This window comes from Azospirillum rugosum (assembly GCF_017876155.1).
Lineage (GTDB): Bacteria > Pseudomonadota > Alphaproteobacteria > Azospirillales > Azospirillaceae > Azospirillum > Azospirillum rugosum.
The window spans coordinates 450,679-470,645 of sequence record NZ_JAGINP010000001.1; the positions used below are offsets into that span (position 1 = coordinate 450,679).

A 19,967-nucleotide genomic window follows, 5' to 3' on the forward strand; every position below is an offset into this window, starting at 1 on the left:
ACTGGGAAGAAACTCTGCGATGAAGCGTCAGGGGACCGGAGCATTCCGAGGCTTTGGGCGCCCCGGAACGCTCGGTTGGGAGATCAGACCTCGATCCCGGCCGGGGTCATGCCCGACCCGGTCTTCGGCAGGATGAAGTGCATGATCGCAAGGCCGACGAGGTACAGGACCGAGGCGATGGCGAACAGCAGGTGATAGTTGCCGTTGGTGGCGTCCAGCAGGCGGCCGACGCCCATGGAGACGAACATGCCGACGAAGTAGGCGCAGAAGCCGCCGATGCCGACCACGGAGCCCACCGCGTTGCGCGGCATGGTGTCGGACACGATGGTGTAGACGTTGGCCGAGTAGCCCTGGTGCGCCGAGGCGGCGATGCCGATCAGCACGACGGCGATCCACATGCTGGACACCTGGGAGGCGAAGAACACCGGCAGCACGCACAGGCCGCAGATCAGGAAGGTGATTTTGCGGGCGCGGAGCGGCTTCACGCCGCGCTTGATCAGGTGGGAGGACAGCCAGCCGCCGCCGACGCTGCCGAAATCGGCCATGGTGTAGATGATGATCAGCGGAAGCATCGCGCCGAACAGGTTCACGCCATACTGCTTGGACAGGAAGCCCGGGACCCAGTTCAGGTAGAACCACCAGACCGGCGCGCTGAAGCAGGTGCCGACGATGTTCGCCCAGGTGCCGCGGTAGCGCAGCAGTTGCAGCCAGGGAATGTTGACCTGTGGTTGGACCGGGTCGCTGCGGATGTAGGCCAGTTCCTCCGGCGTCAGCTTCGGATGCTCATCCGGCTTGCGGTAGATCAGCAGCCAGGCGATGACCCAGAAGAAGCCGATGCCGCCGGTGACCAGGAAGGCCGCTTCCCAGCCCCACAGGGCGAGCAGGATCGGCACCAGGATCGGAGCCGCGACGGCGCCGACGTTGCTGCCCGCGTTGAAGATGCCGGTGGCGAGCGCGCGTTCCTTGGCCGGGAACCACTCCGACACGGCCTTGATGGAGGCCGGGAAGTTGCCGCCCTCGGTCAGGCCCAGGCCGGCGCGGGCGATCTTGAAGCCGAAGACGCTGCCCATGAAGGCGTGGATGCAGGCGAAGAAGCTCCACCCCGCCACAGCCGCCGGAAGGCCGATGCGGATGCCGATCTTGTCCATCAGTCGGCCGCAGCCGATGTAGCCGAAGGCGTAAGCCAGCGAGAAGGCCGCGACGATGTCGCCGAAGTCGGACTCCGTCCAGCCCATGTCGCCCATCAGGGTGGACTTCAGCAGGCCGAGGACCTGGCGGTCCATGTAGTTGATGGTCGTCGAGAAGAACAGCAGCGCGCAGATGGTCCAGCGGTAACGCCCGATGTGCTTGCTCACCGTAACCGCCGCGGCGCGGGCGCGCTCGCCGGTGGTGGTGGTGGCGCTGGCGGGAGGGCTCGCCCCCCCGGTGACTTCGAAATCAGCGCTCATGATCGAACTCTCCTGATGCTGGCGCGCGCCGCGGGGTGCTGGAGCGCGCCGCATGCGTGTGCCCGTCGCCGCCGGCCATGCGGCGGGCGGTCGGAACGAAGTGGAGGATGGCCTCTGATAGGCGGTCAGCCTGTGTCGGAGCCGGCTTTATCGGCGTCCGCCGCCCGACGTTCTTCCTTCTTGGGACGGCGGAGGAGACCTCTCGCTGGCTGACATTGATATACTACCATTCCAGTATGGCACGGTCAAGGTGGGCACACCTTTGCAACCGGCCGCGAAACGGCTTACACCGTGCGGCGGGACGCCGCATTTGGCGGATCGGGCGAACAATTTCATGGCCGTGTTGAACCGCACTGGTATGGAAGCGTATAACGGACGCGCAAGGGGTGGAGGACGACAATGCTCGACAGGATTGAACCGGATTCGTCGGAACCTGTGGCGCGGCGCGTCTTCCGGGACCTGCGGCAGGCCATCGTCACCATGCGCTTCCGGCCGGGCCAGCCCCTGTCGGAGGCGGAGGTCGCCAAGTCCCTGGGCATCAGCCGCCAGCCGGTGCGCGAGGCCTTCATCAAGCTGAGCGAGGCCGGGCTGGTCTCCATCCGCCCGCAGCGCGGCACCTTCGTCGTCAAGATCTCGGCCAAGCAGGTGATGGACGCGCAGTTCGTCCGTCAGGCTGTGGAACTGGCCGTGGTGCGTAAGGCCAGCCAGGAACTCTCCGCGGCCTCCATTGCGGCTCTGCACGGCATCGTGAAGCAGCAGCGCGTCGCCGCCGTCGAGAACCCCGACATCTTCCTCGACCTGGACGAGGCCTTCCACCGCTCCATCGCGCTGGGCGTGGGCTGCGAATACGCGTGGCGCGTGGTGGAGGAAACCAAGGCCCAGATGGACCGCGTCCGCTACCTGAGCATCCCGGAGCAGGCGACCCCGGTGGAGCGGCTGATCACCCAGCACGAGATGATCCTGGAGGGGATCCAGGCGCGCAACCCGGACCTGGCGGAATCCGCCATGCGCCTGCACATGGGCGAGATCCTGACCTCCCTGCCCGACCTGGAAAAGCGCTTCCCCGACCTGTTCGACAGCGACGGCGCAACGCCGGCCAAGGGAGAGGACGCTACTCAGCGCCGCGTCCCGGTCACGACGAAGGCTTAGTACGCGCCAAGGAACATTTTCACCACAGAGACACGGAGACACAGAGAAACCACGCCCTCCGTGTCTCCGTGTCTCTGTGGTGAATTCTTTTCCTCACCCGTTCCAGCCCAGGTGGCTCAGGAAGGACTGCGTGCGCGCGTGGGTCGGTGCGTCGAAGATTTGGGCGGGCGGCCCCTCCTCGATCACCCGGCCCTCGTCGAAGACCAGGATCCAGTTGGCGACGCGGCGGGCGAAGCTCATCTCGTGGGTCACGACGACCATCGTCATGCCCTCCTCCGCCAACCGCTTCATGACGTTCAGCACCTCGCCGATCGTCTCTGGATCGAGCGCCGAGGTCGGCTCGTCGAACAGCATGACGTCCGGATCCATCGCCAGCGCGCGGGCGATGGCGACGCGCTGCTGCTGGCCGCCGGACAGCGCGCTGGGGTGGTTGCCGCCCTTGGCGCCCAGCCCGACCTTCTCCAGCAGGGCCTGCGCCTTGGCGCGCGCCTCCGCCGGGTCGGCGCCTAGGATGGTGATCGGGCCGACCGCGACGTTCTCCAGCGCGGTCATGTGCGGGAACAGCTCGAAGTTCTGGAAGACCATGCCCATGCGCCGGCGGACGTGGCGCAGCTCGGCTTCCGTCTTCGGCAGCGGCTGGCCCTCGAACACGACGCGCCCGCCGTCGGCGATCTCCAGCGCATTGGTGCAGCGGAGCAGCGTGGACTTGCCCGACCCCGACGGGCCGATCAGGCAGACGACCTCGCCCTTGTTGACGCGCGCCGACACGCCGTTCAGCACGGTCAGGGACCCGAAGCGCTTGACCACGCCGTCGTACTGGACGACCGGCGGCTGGTCGCCGTTCTTGCGGCCGGTAACGGTGGATTCCATGGTGGTCGTGCTCACTCGGTGACCCCGTATTTGCGGTGTATCCAGTCGACGAGCTTGGCCTGCGGGTAGCCCAGCAGCCAGTAGATCGCCGCCATGGCGGTCAGCATCTCCAGCACCCGGAAGGTCTGCGACCGGATCTGCAGCGCGGTGTGGGCCAGCTCGCCGACGGCGATCACCGACACCAGCGACGTGTCCTTGAACAGCGACACCCAGGTGCTGGCGAGCACCGGCAGGATGCGCCGGATGGCCTGAGGCAGCACGACCTTGCGCATGGCCTGCGACCGGCTCATCCCCATGGCCATGGCCGCTTCCAGCTGCCCCTTGCGGATCGAGTTCACGCCGGCCCGGAAGGTCTCGGCGTTGTAGGCCGACACGTTCAGGCACATGGCGACCAGCCCGGTCGCGAAGGCGGAGAACTGGATGTCCGTCAGGATCGGCAGGACGTAGAAGGCCCAATAGACCAGCAGAATCAGCGGGACGTTGCGGAAGAACTCCACGAAGACCGTGCCGAGGAACGACACGGCGCGGACGTGCGACTGCCGCATCAGCATCACCGCGATGCCGCCGGGGACGGCGATCGCCATGGTCGCCACGGTCAGCGCGATGGTCAGCAGCACGCCATACGCAAGGTCGCCGCGGTATTGCCAGACGACGTTCCAGTCCAGGGTCATGACCGCCCCAAATGCGCGACCCGGCGGTAGAACGCCTCGACGGCGCGCGTCACCGGGAACAGGATCAGGAAATAGGCGAGCATCGCCGTGGTGAAGACCTCGATGGGGGCGTAGTTCTGCGCGGCGATGGTCTCCGACTGCCGCATCAGCTCCGGCACCGCGATGACCGAGGCGATGGCCGTGTCCTTGATCGTCACCGACAGCAGGGAGCCGTAGGCCGGCAGCATGCGCACCACCGCCTGCGGGAACAGGATCTTGCGGACGATCTGCGCGCCCGACATGCCCAGCGCCCGCGCCGCCCGCACCTGCCCCGGCCGGATGGAGTTCAGGCCGGCGCGCAGGATCTCCGACACGAAGGCGGAGATGTGCAGCGTCAGCGCCGCCAGCGCCGCCCAGAAGGGCGGCAGCGTGACGCCGGTGACCAGCGGAAAGGCGAAGAAGGTCCAGACCAGCACGACCAGCACCGGAATGGCCCGCATCGAATCCACGTAGAAGGTCAGCGGCACGCGCAGCCAGCCCGGCCCGTAGACCCGCCCGAGGCCGAGCGCGATGCCGACCAGCGTGGCCGCCACGATGGTGGCGACCGACAGTTCGATGGTGATCAGCAATCCCTGGACCAGGAATCTCCAGTTGTCCAGGATCGGCGAGAAGTCGAAGTCCATGGCCGTCCGCTTGCGAAAGGCAGCGGCGCCCTGCCCTCCTTAAGGACGGCAAGGCGCGCGGCGGGGTCTGTTACAGCCCTTCGGCGATCTTCTGCTCGGCCGCCTGCAGCTTCGGCTGCATGTCCTTGGCGACCGCGCGCAGCCAGTCGAGATAGGCGGTCTGGTTCTTGTCCACGGCAAGGCCAACCGGGTTCGCCTTCTCCTTGCTGTCCTGGCAGTTGTTTTCCTTCGGCAGGACGGCCAGGCCCTTCAGCTTCTTGTTCATGCCAACCCACGGCACGCGGTTGATCGGGGCCGCGTCGGCGCGCTTCGCCATGATCTCCTCGACCGGCGCGGTGCCGGACCCGGTCACGCCGCGCAGGTTCGCCTTGGGAAAGCGCTCCTTCACCCAGCCCTCCTCGCCGCCGCCGGTGTAGTAGGCGATGGTGAAGTCCGGGCTGTTCAGCTGGTCCACCGAGGTGACCCCGGCGAACTTCTTGTTGGAGGCCAGCCCGAACATGCAGACGCTGGTGTTGGAGTAGATCACGAAGTCGACGACCTTCAGCCGCTCCGCCGTCTCGGCCAGCGGGGAGATGGTCATGTCCACCTGGTTGGAGGCGAGCACCGGGACCTTCGTCTCGTGGCTGACCGGGACCGGCTTCAGCGTCACGTTCAGGCGGCGGGCGTATTCCTTGGCGAGGTCCCAGGCCGGGCCGCTCCACGCCTCGCCCGTGCCGGAGGTGTTCTCCACCAGCCAGGGCAGGTTCGCCAGGACGCCGACCCGCAGTTCCCCGGCCTTGCGGATCGCGTCGATCCGCGGGCTGGCGCCCTGGGCCGGCACGTCCTGCGCCATGGCCGAACCGAAGGTCATCAGCGCCAAGGCCGCCGCCGCGGCCGTCAACGTGAGTGCTTTCCTCATGTCTCCGCTTCCTTCCCTGGACCCGCATTTTTTGGCGCGCCGGCCGTTGCGACGGCGCACGGGCAATCATGTATACTACCATACGAGAGCATGTTGTTGGGCGCAAGAGCAATCCGCCCCCCGATGCCCCGCGGGAACACGGCAGCACCGCGATGCCGCCGAAGGTGATATCGCTTCCGAAGCGCTGCAATATTTGGCTGCGGCTCGGTTGATGACGGCACATGGGTTCCCTCCACGTGGTCTTGCCAAAGGAGCCTGTCTCCCTCCGGCTTTTGCTCCCTGGCCGGAGTCCCGTGCAAACTATTCTGTCATCAGGCCTCAAGCGCCCAGGCACCCGCTGCCTGGGCGCCCTTTTTTGCCCACGATCCGACGAAGTGCTGCCGGACTCCCCCGTCGGACAAGCCGGGGGTTGCCGCATGTGATATGCCGACCGAACCGATGCCGAAATATCCCCTCGCCGTGTTGAACGGGCGTGGTGCTTCACAGAAGAAAGGCGTTCCATCGCAGAACGGCATTTCACCGCGACCGATGATGGTCGGACCTCCGAAGAAAAAGTGCGAGCAGCGGCGTCCCTTGCGTGGGGCGCCGCTGCTTTGTCTGTGCCTATGAAGGGTGGATGACCGGTGGACGCCGCGGCGTTACTTCTGGATGCCGAAAGCGTTCTGCTTGGCGAAGTTGCCGATGCCGGCGGCCATGTTGTTGGCCTGGAACTGGTTGCCGCCGCCGAAGGGCACGCCCAGCGGGCCGACCTTGGGGGACTTCTGCAGGACCGTGCCGTTCTGGACCGCCAGGTTGCCGACGCCGGCCGCGGTGTTGCCCATGCTGATGATGTTCGGCCCGCCGAGGAACCCGCCGCCCTTCTGCTTGGTGAAGGCGTTCTGCACCGCGACGTTGCCGACGCCCGCGGCGGTGTTGTTCAGGCTGGTGATGTTCTGCGCCATGGCCGGGGCGGACAGCAGGGCCAGCGTGGCGAAACCGGCGAGCAGCGAGGTGCGGATCATGGTGGGCTCCTGGGTCTGAGGCCAGGGCCCGCGCCCCGGCGTTGTCGATGACCACACCCTACCCGCGCCTGCCCCGGCCGGCTGTGAACCGCCCCACAGGCGAGCCGCATTTCCTCCGGTCATGGCGGGGATGCCGAAACCTTGGGCCGGAACCGTCGAGGCCAAGGCCGTCGGCGTGCTAGGCTCCCCGCTCCAACGTCGAAAAACCAAGGGAGAGGATATGAGCACGCGTCCGCAAGCCGTTTCGGTGTCGCATGTCGAGAACGAGCGCACCCGGGTCACGGAATGGCGTTTGGTTCCCGGTGCCGAAACCGGTGCGCACGTCCACGGCTACGACTACGTCATCGTGCCGATCACCCAGGGCATCTTCACCATCGTCGATCCGGACGGCAACGAGCGCGCCTTTCCGCTGGAGCCCGGACGCTCCTACTTCCGCAAGGCGGGCGTCAGCCACAACGTCATCAACAACGGCGGCTCGGACATCGTGTTCGTCGAAGTCGAGCTGTTGCAGGAAGGCTGACGCTGCGGCTCACCGGCGGCCGGGCCCGACCCGCCCGCCGGTTCGTGGCTTGACGCCGGTCGCCCCGGCCCCAAACTCGGGCGCATGAGCAACCACGACCTGAAAGACACCTCAAACGACGAGGATGACAACCGCTCCCGAAACGCCGCGAACATCGGCGTGGCGATCGTCGTCACGATCCTGCTGGTGGTCGGATACTGGCTGATCAACGCGCTGATCCGGCAATCGAAGCTGGAGGACTGCATGCTGGCGCACCGGCGCGACTGCGTCCCGGTGGAAGCGCCGCGATCCTGACGCCCCAGGCCCGCATCGGCGGTGTCGGCGGTTTGTACCGGACATCCCGAAATTGCAGAATCCGACGATTACGGGCCCTGCCTCCGGGAATAAAGACGCTCGAAAGAGCGTTCATACCGGGCGAGAGCAGCAGGAGGCGCCGATGCAGACTGTCTTTCACCACATCCGGCTCGCGGAAGGCCCGATCTTCTACGCCGGCGAGCCGATCTCGCTCGCGGACGCGCAGGTGATGATCAACGACGGCATCATGGAAAGACGGCTCTCCCCGGGCTCGTTCCTGCGTGTCGCCGGCGTGGAGCTGTTGCTCGAACAGGCCGGGACGGCCGTCGGCGACCATCGCTGAGGGCGATTGCCGATCGCGCCGCTGCGACATTCCGACAGGTGGGAATCGGGCAAGATGACAGGAAGTTCATGAGACGCTCCAGCGCCCCCCGGTTACCGTCCGACCGTCGTCCTCGCTGATCACTGCGTGAGAAGCGCTCTCCTGCCCCGCCCGTTTCCCCGAACGGGCGGGGAATTTTATGGGGCGCTTCAGACATCCCCCGGCCGCTCACGGCCCCGGCCACCGCCGCGTCTTCTGATAGCTCCGCTCCGACGCGTTGCTCAGCCAGACGATCCACAGGCAGGCCGCGGCGAAGCCGACGACCAGAGCCAGGACCGCGACCAGAGCGGTGTGCATGATTTCAATCCCGGTCACGTCATCCCCCCTATCGCTCCGAAGATTCGGCATGCCCCGACGCGGAGCATTGGGAACAACAGGGCTAGACGCATTCCGGCGTCACCGTGCGAGCGATGTAATACGGGGGTGCCGGACACCACAACCGCGCGCGACACCTTCACCGGTCTTCGAATTGAAACCGCTATGTCTGCGTGATCGTCGGCGGAAATTTGCGGCTCGGGCCGTCGCCCGCACGCCACTTGAAAGGAATGGTGATCCGGGTGGGACTCGAACCCACGGCCACATGATTAAAAGTTGTCTGTAAATTATGTGGCGTCAAAGGCGGTTTGCAAAACTAGCGCAAATCTGCCCAACGCAAAACTGCCATTTTCCAGAGGTGCTGCAAACTGAAAAGGGCCACCCGTCGGGGTGGCCCTTCCTTGTTTCAGCCCGGCCACTTCCAGTCGCGCATGATCCAGACGATAGCGGCGATGGCGCCAATGACAGCGCCGAGCAGGACAAGCCACGCAACGGCCATGGTCACAGCCCCCCGGCCAGGAACGGCAGGAACACCGGCAGCAGGGCGGTCCCGGCGTAGTGGTCGACCATCGCCAGCCCGCCGGCAATCGCGGCAGCCAGGGCGACGCCCATCAGGGCCTTCAGCTTCTTGTTCATGGTGCGCCCCTCCTTCGGGCGTTAGTTGGTTCGGAAGAGGTCGGCTTCGGCGGCGCGGCGCTTGACGAGGCCCGGAAGCTGCGTCTTGACGCCGTTCACCGTGGCGCAGACCCAGCGGCCGAACTGGCCAGCCGCGCCGGCGTAGTCGCCCTTGTTCAGCAGGACCAGCAGCGTGGAGCTTTGCAGGCTGCCCGCCCCCAGGTTGAAGACGAAGGAGGCCAGGGCCCCGCGCTGCTGCGGGTTCAGCGGCACCTTGACCAGCTTGTCCACCTGGGCCGCGGCGGCGGTCAGGTCGGCTTGCAGGAACGCGTCGGCGTCCGCGGCGGTGATGACCTGCCCCATCTTCACGCCGGCCGTGTGGCCGTAGCCGATGGTCGGGACGCCGGCGGGGCACACGTAGGCCTTGAGGCGCAAGCCCTCGGAGGTCCGGACCAGGTCGAGGGCGGCTGGGTGGATGGAGGTCATATTCGCTTCCTCATTCACGGCGCGGCGCATCAGTCTCGACCGGGCAGACGCGGCCGGATAATCTTGCGATCACGCTGGTCTGCTCGATCGCGTTCTGCATGGTCCTGAGGTTGGCCTCATAGACGTCCTTCCGGACGAAATGCCCGTCGATGTGTTCACGCAGGTCATCGATGCGGGCGTGCACGCGCTCGCGGCCCTTGGCCGATTCCGCGCGGGTCTTCTCGATCTGCCCCGATAGCTCCCGGCGCATGGCGCTGATCGCTCGGCCAAGGCCGAAGACGATGGTGGCGCCCAAAGTGAGGCACCCGATGACGATGCCGAGGACGGCCTTCAGCGTGTCCAGAGTCAGCGGCAGGTTTTCCATCATGCGTTCCGGTCGGGGGCGTCATGCCGTACCGTGACGCCCCCGACCGGCCAGTCCAACGCACCAGCGCAAATCAGCGCGGCCACCAACCAATGGTGGGGGCGATCAGGTCCCCGCCTGGCGCTCCGCCTCCGCTCGCAGCGCGTCCCGCTCGGCCGTCACCTCCGCAAGCTGGACGGCCATGGCGTTGCACTCCGCCAGGGCGGCGGTCAGCGTCTGGTCGAGGATGTCGGACAGCGGGAAGCCGTCCGCCCCGGCCACCGCCACCGGTTCGGCCGCGCCGATGAACTCGCCCAGCACGGCGCCGTCCTCGTCGCGGGTGACGTAGCGGAACTGCGCGTGCGCGCCCGACAGGCGGCCGTCGCGGTCCCAGCGCACCAGGAATTCGTAGGCGTGCTTTTCCGTCTTCATAAGTGCCTCCAAGTCGCGATGTGGATCAGGAAACGGTCGTGCCGTCGGGCCACCGCCAGTTGGTGCCGTCGCTGACGGCCAGCCGCCGGTTCGCCGCGCCGTCGGAGACGTAGATCAGCCGTCCCGACGGGCTTGCGCTGGGCAGCGTGGCGACGGTGTAGGCGCGCAGGCCGAGGTGCGAGGCGGCATCCACGATGGTCGTGGAGCGGGTGCGATGCACCAGGGAGCCATCGGCTCCGACGTAGAGCCGTTCCGCACCAGCCGTAGAGAAGCCCATCGCCCCGGCGGAGTCGGCGTTGTTGAATGACCAGAGGCCGCTCTTGTAGGCGACGATGCTCTTGGCGGTCGTCCCCGAGCCCGCGGAATCGGCCGTAATCATCCGCAGGATGACGCCGGCCGCCGGATCGTTGGTCGTGTTGTAGACATCGCAGTAGGCGAGCCCGGCCACATCCTTCTGCATGTCCAGGAGCTGCGTGGGGGTCTTCCCCACGCCCAATCCGGCGCTGTTGACCTCCACCTTCCCGACGCCGCCCACAGCGATGCCCACGGTGTCGGCGGTCGGGCGGTAGAGCCCGGTGTCCGCGTCCCCATCGACCGTGATCGAGGGCGCCGCCGCTGTGCTCGTCCGCGGGTATAGGACGCCAGCATCCGACAGGCCGGTTACCGACACGTTCGTGTTGACCGCCGGGTTCTCGACGGTCACTCCGTACCGGCAGTGGTTGTCCGCGCCGTAGGGCTCGTATGCGTTGCCGCCGCCGACCACGGCGCCGTCGATGACGCCGTTTTTCGACCGTCCGCCGATCCAGACGCCCGAGGTGTCCGCCGCCGCCGTGTAGCCGTTCACGGAGTTGTAGCGCCTGGCCTTCGTGCTGACCTTGAAGCCGTTGGCGCCGGCCAAGTAGATTGGAGCCTTGACGTAGTCCAGCCACTCGCCACCGATGACGGTAAGGCCGGTCGCGCAGTCAACCCCCGTGCTGTTCTCGACCAGGATACCGTAATCGCTGTTGCCCTGGCCGATGCCGACGCAGTTGCTGACGGTGATGTTGTAGGCGGTTTCGGCGCCGTTGTTGTTGTCTACATGGATGGCGGACAGGCGGTTGCCGTCGAAGAACACATCCGAGATGGTGTAGGTCATGTTCACCACCCCGCCGTTCTGCGGCAGGATGTTCACGGCATGCTCGTTCGCCGCGGCGAAGTTGCCACCCTTCACATGGATGACCTCCATGGCCTCCACGCACAGATGGTTCTTCGGGCCGATGTTCTCGGCCACCATGCCAGTCCAGGCCCCGTACGTGACGGAGCGTGCCGGGCTGAGATAGCCCTGGAACGAGCAATCTGTGAACGACATGTCCGCCGGCCGCCCCTGCGTCACGGTCTTGAGGAACCGCACGGACGCCCGCGTGTGCTGAAGCGACGGCTCCCGGTGATCCCACAGCCCCCGGAACACGACCTTGTCCCACACGCAACCGGCCCCGCCGTGCACGATGAACGGGTACGTGGTGCCACTGACGTACAGCCGCTCGAAGTAGCAGTGCACCGGCCCATAGCAGACGACGTGCGCCGTGCCGTCCGTCACGGGATGGAGGAAGGTGGACGGCGCCTGCCCGTTCTCATAGCCATGATCGTGCATCACGAAGAAATCGCGCAGCACGACGCCCGGCACCATTTCATCCGAAGGACTGCCCAGGACGAATGTCGGGCCGTAATCTCCGATACGTCGCAGGATCGTATCGTCGCAGCTCGCCCCCTCGATCGTCACGCCACGCGGCACCGTGATGGTGCTGGTCAGCAGGAACACGCCACGGGGAATGCGCACCCGCCCCCGCCCACTCGCCGCAGCCGCCGTGACGGCCGCCTGGATGGCGGCAGACGACGATACAGACCCGGCCAGGTCGGCGCCGAAGTCGATCGGGCTGTAGGTCTCAGCAAAGCGGTCCTCCAGCGCCCGGGCAAGCGTGGTGCCCGTCGCCTTCACCATCACGGCAGAGCCGTCGCCGTCGACGTCGAGCTTGCTTGTGAAGGTGTTGTTGAAGCTGTTGTGCGATCCGTTGTCCTGGACAGGCCCACTGTTTACGACCGAGGACTCAATACGGCATTCGCCCGTGGCTGGCCCGAGGATGGCCACAGCGCCCGCGTCCTGAATGTGGCCCTCGAAATCCATCTGCCAGACAGAGCCAGCCGCTGCGATGGCCGCCGTCTTCGGGCCGATGATCTGGACATTCTCGAACTGCGGGTGCAGGCAGGTTCCCGCCAGATAGATGCCGTTTTCGTTGGTGCCGCTCGGAGTGGCGAAGTTCAACCAGACATTCGACAACGCGATATTGTCACAGTCGTTTGCGCCGAACAGGTTTCCGCTGAACTGACGTCCAGCCGAGTTCTTGAACCACCGCCCATTACTGGCCGCGAACCCGTCGACACCATCGAGATTGAATCCTTCAGCCCGAACGTCGATGTGGACGTTCGAAAGCGCCACGACGAGCGACTTGTCCGACGACCCAGCCCGCTGCATGCGCCACGCATTGGAGACCGGTCCAATCTCGCAATCAGACGCATAGATGCCTTCATGGTGCCCGGCGATCCACACACCCCAGTGGCAATAGGAGGTGCGCACGCCGCGCCAATAATGCGCGATCTTGCCGGGCTGCGGTGCGCTCCCTGAACCGCTGGTCGTGCTGTCCAGCCGGATCGCGTTGCGCATGGTGTAGTTGTCTTCGGCCGTGGGCGCGACCTCCCCGGCCGATCCGTAGATGCGCACGTCGTCCAGGATCGTGCCGCCGGCGTTGGTAGCCCACACGCCGTAGCTCGCGCCGCCGGTCAGGGCGACGTTGCCGTTGATCTTGACACCCTCCAGCGTCAACAGCCGGTCGCCGGTCAGCTCCGCCGGGAACTCGGCGCGGATCGCGACCTGGGCAGCGTCAACGAAGCCCGTCAGCGCGATTTTGCGGATCGTCAGCGTCTTGACGCGCCCCTGCCCGGGGCCGGATTGGATGACGTTGCCGGCGGTGGACACGTAGTGGATGCAGTGCCCGGAGTGCGCCCACAGCAGCGCCGTGGTGGCGTCGCCGTCGCCCTCCAGCGTGATCGGCGCGTTGCTGATGCTGATCGGGGCCAGCAGCAGGTAATGCTTGGCCGGCGCCGGGACGCGCAACTTGCCGCCACCGATGCTGGTCAGGTAGTTCACGGCGGCTTGGAAAGCGGGCTGGTCGTTCGCGACGCCGTCGCCCTTGGCACCCCACCACGCCGCGTCCGGAACGCCAGCCTTCACACGCCGCCAGCGGCCGGCCCCGGTCCATCCGGTCGGACGGACGGTCATGCCGCCGTCATCGGTCGCGCCGCTGGAGTTGTCCCAGATGAACAGCCCGCCGCCGCCGTCTTCCCCGGCGTGGTAGCTGCGCAGCGTGATCGAGCCGATGACGCGCGACGTGGCGGCCGGGATGGCGCGCAGGGCCGCCATGCTGTCCACCACGCGGGCGTCATCGACGATCCGCGCAACGGCGCTGGTAGCCGTCTCCGCGGCGGCCGTCGCAATGGCCGCGCTGTTGTTGAAATTGTCCACGGAGACGGTCACCGCGCCGGTGTCGTCGAAGATCAGGGCTTTCCCGGCGCGCGCGGCGGCGAGCGGCAGCACGGTCTGCGCCGTCCGCTCGGCGTCCGGCAGCCTGATCGCGCGGCGCAGCTTGTCGTCGAGCTGCTGGGCAATCGCCGTCAGCCTGTTGAGGTCGGTATTCAGCACCTCGGTCCTGAGCGGACCAGACGACGGGAATTGGCTCGTCCGCTTGATCGCCACGTCGCGCCAGATCGTGACGACGGTGTTGCTGACGGGGGTGTTCAGCGTCAGCGCTCCGCCGCTCGACTGCCCGGCCCCGGTCACGCTGAACCCGCTCGCCAACTCCACGCCGCCGACGCTGCACCGGATGTCGTCCGTCACGAAGAACGGGAACGGGATCGTGAACACCGCCTGCGGAGTTGCCCCCACGTCGTAGCTGCGTCGCGGCTCGATGTCGTCAATCTGGATGTGCGCCATGCCCTGCCCTCCTGTCGGGCGGCAGGATCGGAGCCTGGGTGCTTCGGGACCAACGCACCCGCCCATGAAAAAGGCCGCCCGGTGAGGGGCGGCCTTGGTGCTGGCAGAACGGCGACGGTTAGGCGACGATGGCCCAGTCGTCGGCGAGCATGTCCGTCTGGCTGGCGAGCCAGCCAATGACCATGGAGCCGTCCGCCGCGCGCATGTCGATGTGCGGCAGGAGGCGGACATTCTCGTTCGGCGCTTCGGCGGCGCGGTGCGCGGCGGCGTGGCCGGGCTTCGCGAGTTCCGGGGCGAACTCGGAACCCGGCGTGTAGGCCAGCCACATACCCTTCCCGTTCCAGCCATCGCGCGCCACGCGGTGCCCAGCCTTCAGGGCGGTGATCGCGTCACCGAAGGACATTCCGGCGGAGGAGGTCGCCTTGTACCCGCCCTCGAAGACGAGCCGCGGGCTGTGGCTCTGGTAGCCGTCCTCATAGACGACGAAGTAGTCGCCGGGCGCGGGGAAGGCGCGGGCGAAGAAGCCACGGGCCGGAGTGAGGGTGTGCTGCTCGCCGGTCGGCAGCAGGATCGTCAGCGTGTGGGCCTCGGTGTCGAAGGCCACGATGGGCGCGGCCTGCACCACCTTGTGGCTGACGAAGACCGAGAGGGTGAGGCCGATGGCGGCGCAGAAGGCGGTGCGGGACATGGTGCGGATCGTCGGTTGTTGGTGGGGCCGTGCAGGCGTTGTGCGCCCTGACCGTGCCGCCGCCCATGCCCCGCGCCCAACGCACCGGTTCAGCCGTCATCCCCGAACAGCGCCGCTATCTCCTCCGGGGTCAACGTCGGCTCGGCCGGTCGCTGCCTGCCCTGGCAGTCGAAGTGCTGGGGCACGGTCTCGAAGCGGGAGGCGTAGACGGCCGGGATGATCCCCAGGATGTCGCCGTTGCTGGAGACGACCAGGTAGTCGCCCTTCTTGACCAGCACCGCCTTTTCCTGAAGGTTCTTGGTCCCGACGCGCTTCACGACCATGTCGAAGGGCGCCCGCAGGGACTGGTACAGAACACCGACCTGCGGGCGGGGCCGAACGAAGGTCATCGCGGCAGCACCGCCCCCAGGTCCGGCGCGCGGTCGGGCGTGTCGTGCCCAGGCCGCCACCAGAACCGCTGGCCGTAATCCCGGCGGGCACGCTCCTCCATGCGCGAGAAGCTGTCCCGATAGCCAGGGTCGAGCAGGGCCTGCACGTTGTCCATGATGGCGCGGTCGGTGACCAAGCGGCTGTACCAGAGGTTGGAGCCCGGCAGGTTGCCGCGGATGAACCGGGCCACCTCCGCGCCGAAGTGGGAGGGTTTGCCGTCCATGAGCGTGCGGTAATCCGGCATGGCGAGCCGCACGGCGTCATCGACCACGCCGGCCACTGGACCCGCCATGGTGACGGTGAAGCCCTTCATGTTGCGATCCGCTCCCGCGGCGAAGAAGTCGCCGAAGATGCCCGCGCCGCCCGCCTGCATGTAGGCCGCGCCCCAGAACTTCGGGTCGTCCATCCGGCGCGGATCCTTTCCGGTCAGCAGCTGGCGAGCCTGGATGGACATCGCGCCGGCCACGGTCAGCAGCGTGGACATCGCCGCGAACCCGGCCACCTTGGAGGCGTTGACGTCGATGAAGGTGCGGGCGAGGTGGGTGGTCGCCATCGTCACCGAGAACGACTTGAACAGCCAGAAGGACCGCGCGACCTCCCCCCAGAAGGTGCCGCGGGGCAAGCCGCCGCTGGTCAGCTGCCGCACCCGGGCGTCCGGTTCCAGCACGGCAAAGGCGCGCTCCTGGATGATCGCCTCCATCAGCTTGTCGCCCAAGGCGCGGTCGGACACGTTGGCCGGGTCGAAGAAGCGGGCGCCGTCGGCGTCGACCAGCGGGGCGGCGCGGATCACGTCCCAATCCGCCGCGCTGATCCCGTAACGCTCCAGCATCTTCCGGAGAGGCGCGTCCACGTCGGCGAGCGGCCGCGCGGCGTTGTCGGCGACGTGCCCCATCATCTCCAGGGTCCACGCGTTCTTCAGGCCGTTGGTCCAAGCGGACATGCCCTGCACGCGCTGGATGAAGGACGCCATGCGCTCCATGATCTTCGGCCCGACCATCTCGTCGCCAAAGCGCCTGGTGCCCAGGGCGGCGTCCATCACGGCGTGCGAGACGATGCCCATGCGCAGGGCGAGCTGGCGGTCGCCCTCCTTCGCGATCTGCCCGACCACCGCGCCGATGAAGCGCGTGACCGGCATGCCGTTCGCTGCCGCCGCCCACGTCGCCGTTACCGAATCAGCGGGGATGGACGAGACGAGCGCAGAGCCCAGCCGGGCCGCCGTCTGCCAGGACCGGAGCCCGCCGAACAGCGAGGCCCAGAACTCCGACTGCGCCTTGCCCAGCCGGCCGCTGAGCGCATCGTAGGTCCGGCCGATGGCCTCCGGGCTCTCGACGGCGCGGACAGGGTTGGCGAGCGGGTTGCGGGCGAGCGTCGTTTTCTCCGCGTCCGTCTTGTAGGCCAGCTCCTGCACGGCGCGGATCGTGGCTCCGTGCTTGGGCCCGAGCACCTCGGTCAGGGCGATGTCGCGCGCCATGCCTTCCAGGTGACCGACCAGCACGTCGTAGATCCCGCCCTGCCCGGAGCCGAACTTGTCATTGTAGGCCAGCCAGCCGTCCGCGTTCTGCCACTGGAACACCCGCCGCTCGTTGTGCCGGCCGTAGGAGCCACCCTTGCCCGGCGGGGGCGGTAGCTCGCTGGTGATGTTGTCGAAGGCCTGGCGCAGCAGGTCCGCCAACTTCAGCCCGGACATGGGGGCGCCGGTCTCATAGTCGAGGATCTGCAGATCCCCGCGCTCCGCCGCCTGCATCATGTGCTCGGTCCAGGCCGCGCGCCCTGCGTCCTTCATGCGCTTGGAATCGCTGATCTGCGGAAGGCGCCAATCGTACTTCTTCACCAGATCGCCGCCCCCGCCGATGAAGCGGTCCGCGGCGTATTCGGTGGCGTCCTTCCAGCCCTTCGCTGCGCTCTTGGCGGTGGCGTCGTTGGTGGCCTCGCCGAAGACCTCCCGGACCATATTGCGCAGGCCCAGCGTGTCCTGCGTCAGGCCGGCCGCCTTGCTGCGGTAGGCGTTCAGCCCGTCCGCGAACCGCCGGAAGAGCTGGCCCAGGACGTTCTCCTTTCGGGCCTCCACGTTGGAGTACTGCGCCTTGCCGCGCATGTCGCGGACCAGCAGCGCCATGCCGCCGGCGACAACGCCGTCCGGGTGGGCCTGCACGTCATCGATCACGCGCGCGACCGCGAGGATCTGCTTGGCCGTGCGCGCCTTCTCCCGCTCCGCCGCCTCCTTCATGATGCGGGCGGTCTCGGCGATGGCTGCGGACTGCGCAGCCTCCGGCGCCATGTGGTCGGCGTACTGCCGCTCCAGGTCGCGGATATGCTTCAGCGCCTGCTCCGCGGCCTCGCGCGACAACACTCCAGCCTCAACCCGACCGTCGAGGCACCTCTTGATGTCGAGATCCTTCATTCCGCCGCCACTCCGAATGCGCAGGCCGCGATCGTCGCGGCGTCGTTGATTGCCCGGTCCGCCTCGTCCATCAGGTCCATGGCGCTGCGGCGCATGGGCACCACGTTCCCGGCCTCGTCCACGACCTCACCCATGGGAACGTCCAGTTCACGCGAGGCCAGCAGGCGGTTCACCTCCTGATAGAGCGCGTCGTGCGTCTCCGGGGCGCGGGCCACCTCCTCCGCCGGGCGGGCGGGCGGAACCGGCGGCGCCCTCTCCTCGCCCAGCAGGATTTGCCCAGGCCGCTCCGCGCGCCCCAGCAGGCCGCCACCGTTCTCCGCCATGGCCTCGTCCACGTAGCCGGACAGGGCCTCGGCAACCGACTTGCGGCCGGCCGGGGCGGTCAGGCCGTCGTTGCGGAAGAACATGCGGACGAAGGCGCCGGTGATCGGGTCCACCTGCCCGGAGAAGATGTCTTCTTGGTTCAGCAGGTCGAACACCTTCTGCCCGCTTTCCCGGGCGCGCTGGACGAGCCGAACGGCATCCAGCAGGCGCGCGGTCGGGTCCAGCGCCGGGGGGATGTCGCCGCGGGCCGCCGCCGCGCGCATCTTCGCCCATGGCCCGGCCGCGTCCTGCATCGCGCCGCCGATGGCCTTGATGTCGTTGTCCAGATCCTCGACCAGCTTACCGATCAGGTCCGGAGCGTCGTAGGCGCGAGACAGCAGCGCCCCCTCGAACCGGCGCCGGCCTTCCTGGTTCAGGCCGCCGTCGGCGTCCACAAGGCCGCTTCGCTCGCTAACCGATAGCCCATCCAGCCAGGACCGCACCGCGCCACGGTTGCTGGCGGCCGTCACGTCGCCGCTGCGCACCTGCGACAGCACGGCGTTGTTGACCATGCGCGCGTCCGCCCGCGCCTGCTCGGTCGGCGACAGGCGCGCCGCGGTGGCTTGGTTGGCCTCGTTGGCGAAGGCGGCGCGACCTGCGGGATCCATGTCGGTCTTGCGCACGGCCACAAGCACCGGGTTCCGCATGTCCGCCGCCGCAGGGTCCCTCTGCGTCACCCATGCCCGATAGCGGTCGGCCGCCTCTCCGCCCCGCTCATAGGCCGTCCGGATCGCACCGACGCGCCCATTCCCCGACTCTACGACCATGTCCGGCCCGATGATCGGCGCGCCGGTGGCAGCGTCCGGAGACGGCCCCAGGCGTTCCGGCTGGAGGTTGGCGGCCATGTCGGCGATCTGCGCCTGCGACGCGACGCGCGTCCGGTCGCGGGGCTGGAGTTCCGGCGGGAAGGCGGGGTTCACCGTGCCGTCGGCGCCATGGCTGCTGACGAGCTGGTCAGCCTCGACCACCCGGTATTCCACGTCGATGGAGCGCCCGCCGGAGGTGAAGACCCGATCCGGTGCCAGCGGAACCGATGGAGCCGCAGCCCGCGCCTCCTGCACGATCGGCTGCACGTCCACCGGCCGCCCGGCCTCGATGTCCTGCGCCGCCTTGGTCATCGCCCCGACGTGCGCCTGCTCCCCAGCCACGCCCGGCAGGGGGTTGGACGCGCGCACCTGTTCATCGCGCTCCACGACGTTCAGAGCGTCCTGCACCTCGCGGGGCAGCTCGGCGCGGTCACGGCCCCGCCACAGCTCGACGCCCTTGCCCAGCGCCTTCAGGCCGCCGCCGATGATCGCTCCACCGGCGCCCGCGGCGGCGATGTTGCCGGCCGCGTCGGCAAGCCCATACTGCGGGTCAACCTGCTGCTTGAACGGCGCCGTCCCGGCTTCGATCACGGCCTGCGATCCAGCGGCGATTCCCGCCTCGATGGCCGCGGTCTTCAGGATGCCCGCCGCCGGCCCGGCACCCATGAACATGGAGGCGATGTTGAGCGGGTCGGTCATGGCGCCCGCGATGTCGCCCAACACGAAGCCGGCGCCGCTGGAGAAGCTGCCCGGCTTGGCGGACAGGGCGTCGCGCTCGCCCTTGGCCTTCTGCGCCTTCGCCACCGCGCCGGCCTGGATTTCGTCGTCGGTCGGGTAGGACAGGTTCAGGTCCGGCCGCTCGCCCTTCAGGCTGTCGAAGCGCGCCCGGATGGACTTCTCCAGCGCGTCCCGGTTCGGCCCCCGCGGCGCCGCCTCCGGGTTGGCGTAGACCTCGCCGGTCGCGTTCTCCAGGGCGTCGAGGGCGCCCTGCACCACCTCGTGCCGAGCGCGCCACAGGGCGTCGCTGTTGGCGTAGGCGCGCGTCTCGCTGAACGCGGCATGGAAGCCCTCCGCGAAGGAAGGCGGAAGCTCAGCGGGCGGTGCGGATTGCGCCCGGCCCAGGGCGTCGGTGGTGTCGGTGGTGTACAGTCCAAGCAGCATGCGGCCCCT

The 19,967-nt window shown here is 67.8% G+C and carries 20 protein-coding genes; 4 read left to right on the forward strand and 16 right to left on the reverse strand.

What is annotated here, in order from left to right; genetic code table 11:
• Nucleotides 1–83: 83 nt before the first annotated feature.
• Entirely contained in the window at nucleotides 84–1,448 is a 1,365-nt protein-coding gene (locus tag J2851_RS02140) for an MFS transporter (RefSeq protein WP_246500349.1), read from the reverse strand.
• Between the two features lie 399 nt (nucleotides 1,449–1,847).
• Between J2851_RS02140 and J2851_RS02145 the strand changes: the two genes are divergently transcribed.
• The gene (locus J2851_RS02145) at nucleotides 1,848–2,597 is read left to right on the forward strand and encodes a GntR family transcriptional regulator (RefSeq protein ID WP_209763092.1); all 750 of its coding nucleotides are present in this window, start codon (nucleotides 1,848–1,850) and stop codon (nucleotides 2,595–2,597) included.
• A gap of 93 nt (nucleotides 2,598–2,690) precedes the next feature.
• Here the strand turns inward: J2851_RS02145 and J2851_RS02150 are convergent, their stop codons facing one another.
• From J2851_RS02150 to J2851_RS02170, 5 genes are all read right to left on the reverse strand, one after another.
• Complete coding sequence (locus J2851_RS02150) at nucleotides 2,691–3,467, reverse strand: amino acid ABC transporter ATP-binding protein (RefSeq protein WP_209763093.1); 777 nt, start codon at nucleotides 3,465–3,467, stop codon at nucleotides 2,691–2,693.
• 11 nt (nucleotides 3,468–3,478) lie between these two features.
• Nucleotides 3,479–4,138 (reverse strand): amino acid ABC transporter permease, encoded by a 660-nt coding sequence (locus J2851_RS02155; RefSeq protein ID WP_209763095.1) that lies wholly within the window; start codon nucleotides 4,136–4,138, stop codon nucleotides 3,479–3,481.
• On the reverse strand, nucleotides 4,135–4,800 hold the full coding sequence (locus tag J2851_RS02160) for an amino acid ABC transporter permease (protein ID WP_209763097.1): 666 nt from the start codon (nucleotides 4,798–4,800) through the stop codon (nucleotides 4,135–4,137). The genes J2851_RS02155 and J2851_RS02160 overlap by 4 nt, the downstream gene beginning before the upstream one ends.
• A gap of 70 nt (nucleotides 4,801–4,870) precedes the next feature.
• Nucleotides 4,871–5,698, reverse strand: coding sequence for a substrate-binding periplasmic protein (locus J2851_RS02165; RefSeq protein ID WP_209763099.1), 828 nt, complete (start codon nucleotides 5,696–5,698; stop codon nucleotides 4,871–4,873).
• A 638-nt stretch (nucleotides 5,699–6,336) separates the two neighbouring features.
• The gene (locus J2851_RS02170) at nucleotides 6,337–6,699 is read right to left on the reverse strand and encodes a hypothetical protein (protein WP_209763101.1); all 363 of its coding nucleotides are present in this window, start codon (nucleotides 6,697–6,699) and stop codon (nucleotides 6,337–6,339) included.
• Between the two features lie 220 nt (nucleotides 6,700–6,919).
• Between J2851_RS02170 and J2851_RS02175 the strand changes: the two genes are divergently transcribed.
• From J2851_RS02175 to J2851_RS02185, 3 genes are all read left to right on the forward strand, one after another.
• Nucleotides 6,920–7,219, forward strand: a complete 300-nt coding sequence (locus tag J2851_RS02175) for a cupin domain-containing protein (RefSeq protein WP_209763103.1) — start codon at nucleotides 6,920–6,922, stop codon at nucleotides 7,217–7,219.
• A gap of 84 nt (nucleotides 7,220–7,303) precedes the next feature.
• Nucleotides 7,304–7,513 carry a hypothetical protein gene (locus J2851_RS02180; RefSeq protein WP_209763105.1) on the forward strand — a complete coding sequence of 70 codons (210 nt, stop codon included), beginning with the start codon at nucleotides 7,304–7,306 and terminating at the stop codon, nucleotides 7,511–7,513.
• A 142-nt stretch (nucleotides 7,514–7,655) separates the two neighbouring features.
• On the forward strand, nucleotides 7,656–7,856 hold the full coding sequence (locus tag J2851_RS02185) for a hypothetical protein (RefSeq protein ID WP_209763107.1): 201 nt from the start codon (nucleotides 7,656–7,658) through the stop codon (nucleotides 7,854–7,856).
• Nucleotides 7,857–8,063: 207 nt separating this feature from the next.
• Here J2851_RS02185 and J2851_RS36205 read toward each other — a convergent pair whose 3' ends face one another.
• From J2851_RS36205 to J2851_RS02225, 10 genes are all read right to left on the reverse strand, one after another.
• On the reverse strand, nucleotides 8,064–8,192 hold the full coding sequence (locus J2851_RS36205) for a hypothetical protein (protein ID WP_281415952.1): 129 nt from the start codon (nucleotides 8,190–8,192) through the stop codon (nucleotides 8,064–8,066).
• A 519-nt stretch (nucleotides 8,193–8,711) separates the two neighbouring features.
• Nucleotides 8,712–8,846: a hypothetical protein gene (locus J2851_RS36210; protein ID WP_281415954.1), complete on the reverse strand. Its 135-nt coding sequence runs from the start codon at nucleotides 8,844–8,846 to the stop codon at nucleotides 8,712–8,714.
• Between the two features lie 21 nt (nucleotides 8,847–8,867).
• Nucleotides 8,868–9,311, reverse strand: coding sequence for a lysozyme (locus J2851_RS02190; RefSeq protein WP_209763109.1), 444 nt, complete (start codon nucleotides 9,309–9,311; stop codon nucleotides 8,868–8,870).
• 10 nt (nucleotides 9,312–9,321) lie between these two features.
• Complete coding sequence (locus J2851_RS02195) at nucleotides 9,322–9,678, reverse strand: hypothetical protein (RefSeq protein ID WP_209763111.1); 357 nt, start codon at nucleotides 9,676–9,678, stop codon at nucleotides 9,322–9,324.
• Between the two features lie 102 nt (nucleotides 9,679–9,780).
• A complete protein-coding gene (locus J2851_RS02200) occupies nucleotides 9,781–10,086 on the reverse strand; it encodes a hypothetical protein (RefSeq protein WP_209763113.1) in 306 nt (101 codons plus the stop codon).
• Nucleotides 10,087–10,111: 25 nt separating this feature from the next.
• Nucleotides 10,112–14,110 (reverse strand): glycosyl hydrolase family 28-related protein, encoded by a 3,999-nt coding sequence (locus tag J2851_RS02205; protein ID WP_209763115.1) that lies wholly within the window; start codon nucleotides 14,108–14,110, stop codon nucleotides 10,112–10,114.
• A gap of 118 nt (nucleotides 14,111–14,228) precedes the next feature.
• Nucleotides 14,229–14,798, reverse strand: a complete 570-nt coding sequence (locus J2851_RS02210; RefSeq protein ID WP_209763117.1) for a DUF2829 domain-containing protein — start codon at nucleotides 14,796–14,798, stop codon at nucleotides 14,229–14,231.
• Between the two features lie 89 nt (nucleotides 14,799–14,887).
• Nucleotides 14,888–15,187 carry a hypothetical protein gene (locus J2851_RS02215; RefSeq protein WP_209763119.1) on the reverse strand — a complete coding sequence of 100 codons (300 nt, stop codon included), beginning with the start codon at nucleotides 15,185–15,187 and terminating at the stop codon, nucleotides 14,888–14,890.
• Nucleotides 15,184–17,628, reverse strand: coding sequence for a hypothetical protein (locus J2851_RS02220; protein ID WP_209763121.1), 2,445 nt, complete (start codon nucleotides 17,626–17,628; stop codon nucleotides 15,184–15,186). Before J2851_RS02220 ends, J2851_RS02215 begins: the two co-directional genes overlap by 4 nt.
• On the reverse strand, nucleotides 17,625–19,958 hold the full coding sequence (locus J2851_RS02225; protein WP_209763123.1) for a hypothetical protein: 2,334 nt from the start codon (nucleotides 19,956–19,958) through the stop codon (nucleotides 17,625–17,627). Before J2851_RS02225 ends, J2851_RS02220 begins: the two co-directional genes overlap by 4 nt.
• Nucleotides 19,959–19,967 lie beyond the last annotated feature (9 nt).

Bases quoted from the DNA above. Each gene is read 5' to 3' on its own strand.
- J2851_RS02140 (WP_246500349.1), bottom strand. From the start codon at position 1,448: ATGAGCGCTGATTTCGAAGTCACCGGGGGGGCGAGCCCTCCCGCCAGC.
- J2851_RS02145 (WP_209763092.1), top strand. From the start codon at position 1,848: ATGCTCGACAGGATTGAACCGGATTCGTCGGAACCTGTGGCGCGGCGC.
- J2851_RS02150 (WP_209763093.1), bottom strand. From the start codon at position 3,467: ATGGAATCCACCGTTACCGGCCGCAAGAACGGCGACCAGCCGCCGGTC.
- J2851_RS02155 (WP_209763095.1), bottom strand. From the start codon at position 4,138: ATGACCCTGGACTGGAACGTCGTCTGGCAATACCGCGGCGACCTTGCG.
- J2851_RS02160 (WP_209763097.1), bottom strand. From the start codon at position 4,800: ATGGACTTCGACTTCTCGCCGATCCTGGACAACTGGAGATTCCTGGTC.
- J2851_RS02165 (WP_209763099.1), bottom strand. From the start codon at position 5,698: ATGAGGAAAGCACTCACGTTGACGGCCGCGGCGGCGGCCTTGGCGCTG.
- J2851_RS02170 (WP_209763101.1), bottom strand. From the start codon at position 6,699: ATGATCCGCACCTCGCTGCTCGCCGGTTTCGCCACGCTGGCCCTGCTG.
- J2851_RS02175 (WP_209763103.1), top strand. From the start codon at position 6,920: ATGAGCACGCGTCCGCAAGCCGTTTCGGTGTCGCATGTCGAGAACGAG.
- J2851_RS02180 (WP_209763105.1), top strand. From the start codon at position 7,304: ATGAGCAACCACGACCTGAAAGACACCTCAAACGACGAGGATGACAAC.
- J2851_RS02185 (WP_209763107.1), top strand. From the start codon at position 7,656: ATGCAGACTGTCTTTCACCACATCCGGCTCGCGGAAGGCCCGATCTTC.
- J2851_RS36205 (WP_281415952.1), bottom strand. From the start codon at position 8,192: ATGCACACCGCTCTGGTCGCGGTCCTGGCTCTGGTCGTCGGCTTCGCC.
- J2851_RS36210 (WP_281415954.1), bottom strand. From the start codon at position 8,846: ATGAACAAGAAGCTGAAGGCCCTGATGGGCGTCGCCCTGGCTGCCGCG.
- J2851_RS02190 (WP_209763109.1), bottom strand. From the start codon at position 9,311: ATGACCTCCATCCACCCAGCCGCCCTCGACCTGGTCCGGACCTCCGAG.
- J2851_RS02195 (WP_209763111.1), bottom strand. From the start codon at position 9,678: ATGATGGAAAACCTGCCGCTGACTCTGGACACGCTGAAGGCCGTCCTC.
- J2851_RS02200 (WP_209763113.1), bottom strand. From the start codon at position 10,086: ATGAAGACGGAAAAGCACGCCTACGAATTCCTGGTGCGCTGGGACCGC.
- J2851_RS02205 (WP_209763115.1), bottom strand. From the start codon at position 14,110: ATGGCGCACATCCAGATTGACGACATCGAGCCGCGACGCAGCTACGAC.
- J2851_RS02210 (WP_209763117.1), bottom strand. From the start codon at position 14,798: ATGTCCCGCACCGCCTTCTGCGCCGCCATCGGCCTCACCCTCTCGGTC.
- J2851_RS02215 (WP_209763119.1), bottom strand. From the start codon at position 15,187: ATGACCTTCGTTCGGCCCCGCCCGCAGGTCGGTGTTCTGTACCAGTCC.
- J2851_RS02220 (WP_209763121.1), bottom strand. From the start codon at position 17,628: ATGAAGGATCTCGACATCAAGAGGTGCCTCGACGGTCGGGTTGAGGCT.
- J2851_RS02225 (WP_209763123.1), bottom strand. From the start codon at position 19,958: ATGCTGCTTGGACTGTACACCACCGACACCACCGACGCCCTGGGCCGG.